Source organism: Pseudomonas cremoricolorata DSM 17059 = NBRC 16634 (genome assembly GCF_000425745.1).
Classification (GTDB): domain Bacteria; phylum Pseudomonadota; class Gammaproteobacteria; order Pseudomonadales; family Pseudomonadaceae; genus Aquipseudomonas; species Aquipseudomonas cremoricolorata.
In genome coordinates, this window is the sequence record NZ_AUEA01000014.1 from 1 (window position 1) to 1,543 (window position 1,543).

General features: G+C 54.5%; 2 protein-coding genes. Both read left to right on the plus strand.

What is annotated here, in order from left to right:
- Positions 1-144 precede the first annotated feature (144 nt).
- Positions 145-702 carry a PAAR domain-containing protein gene (locus tag H618_RS22575; protein WP_081673796.1) on the plus strand — a complete coding sequence of 186 codons (558 nt, stop codon included), beginning with the start codon at positions 145-147 and terminating at the stop codon, positions 700-702.
- On the plus strand, positions 703-1,543 hold an 841-nt coding region (locus H618_RS22580; protein ID WP_211232366.1), incomplete at its 3' end, for a DUF6708 domain-containing protein.

Sequence of the window (1,543 nt, forward strand, 5' to 3'; positions counted from 1 at the left end):
GTTCTGGGCGGTGCTGTTTCCCTACAACCTCACCGTCGCCATCTGCTGGTATGGGGTCTGCAAGCTGTTCAACGTCAAAGCCGCGCCGCCGCCGCCAGAAGCACTTGAGCCGGTAGCTCTCGAACGCACGGAGGGCTCGCGTCCATGAAACCCATCGTACTGGTCGGGCATGGGCATCGCTGTTGTCCAATTCTCGGCGCAGGCACCGTCGAGACAGGTGACAGCGCCACTCTAGTAGATGGCAAGCCTGGCGCACGCGTAGGCGACCGCATCAGTTGTACGGCATGGCATATAGAACACTACAAGCCTCGGCTACTGTCGACGTCACAGGTACGGGAACTAGGCGTAGCACAAGCCAAGAGACATGATCTGTCGCCGACCATCCACGCTCCTTTAACCCCAATCATATACCACCCGCCTATAGCCACTTCGGCCTTAGTTGAACTTTCCGTTCTGCTGCCGGGATTTGTACTGGGCATTAGCCAGTGGTTCGGGGGATTTGACTATAGCTCCGAACTTGACAAGCCCGGCGGCATAGCAAACCCACCAAACAGTTACATCACAGACGCAGGCCTTGCCCTGCACTTTCGACATCTATCCTCCAACACCACACAAGTTCGCCTGACCATTTCTTACAAGCCTAACCATGGCATTTATGAAATGGATACGCTTTCTCAAACCTTTCGACTGGAGAGCATTTAATTGTCAGTAATTTGGCTATTCCGCCCCAACGGAAATTATCCTTTCAACGCTACCATCAACGGGCAAATTTCGCGCAGCTCCGAAACCACAATACAACTACACAATCCAGTTACTGCCGACTGTGTATTAATGGGGAAAATGCACTGCGTATTTTCACTAACACTAACCATTACTCTTCTGATGACCTCAACTCCCGAAGAAATCTTAAATGAGATCTTTTACGAGCCATCGTTGACCGCTCTTATATTTCTCATGCCATTTATCCCTCTTCCCGTCCTAGCCTATGAGATCTGGATCATTAGATCTTTATCAAGTATTTGCCTCAACCGCTCAACCCAAAAAATCTACTACCAGCGTTTCAGCCGAGTGCTGATCTTCGACTGGAAAAACACCGCCGGCGGTCTGTTCAAGCGCAGAGAGTTCGGCGGCTCATCCTTCAGCACCTCCTACGCCCTAGCTTTCGCCCCTTACCGCGAAGACGGCACCCTCCACGAAAAGGATGCTCTCTGGATCGACAGCAACGAACCCACCGAATCCGACGTGCAATACGTCGCCGAGGTCTGGGAATACCTGCGTCAGTTCATGGACCACGGCCCGGACAACCTACCTCCACCCGGCCCCGCCAACTGGTGGCACAAACCCCTTCACGCCATCTGCCTCACCCCGGCCGAAGCCTGGCGCCATTACGCCCCCTGGCGCACTGGCGAGCCCGGCGAAATGCAAGGCAAGAAGAACTGGCAACTGCCGTTCTGGGCGGTGCTGTTTCCCTACAACCTCACCGTCGCCATCTGCTGGTATGGGGTCTGCAAGCTGTTCAACGTCAAAGCCGCGCCGCCGCCGC

Bases quoted from the DNA above. Each gene is read 5' to 3' on its own strand.
- H618_RS22575 (WP_081673796.1), top strand. From the start codon at position 145: ATGAAACCCATCGTACTGGTCGGGCATGGGCATCGCTGTTGTCCAATT.